1 pseudogene is annotated in these 253 nt (G+C 32.0%); it reads right to left on the reverse strand.

The window, feature by feature from the left end:
• Positions 1–253: pseudogene (locus PZC42_RS25025) on the reverse strand (urocanate hydratase); the annotation flags it as partial.

A 253-nucleotide genomic window follows, 5' to 3' on the forward strand; every position in this document is an offset into this window, starting at 1 on the left:
TATTATTACCATAATCAAACGCAACTGCACCTTTTTGTTGGAAAGCTAACATTAATGATACGTGTTCTTTCATTGAAGCTTCAGATTTTTCTACATATTCTTTAGGATCTTTTTCTCTTAATGCCTTTGCCTCTTCTAAAGAGTAACCTTGTGGTACATATCCATTTAAAGGATCATGTGCACTTGTTTGGTCAGTAATGATATCAATTTTAAAGCCTTTATCTAAAATTGCTTTATGCGTATCAACTGCATT

The sequence above is a fragment of the Isoptericola croceus genome (assembly GCF_029382255.1).
GTDB lineage: Bacteria > Actinomycetota > Actinomycetes > Actinomycetales > Cellulomonadaceae > Isoptericola > Isoptericola croceus.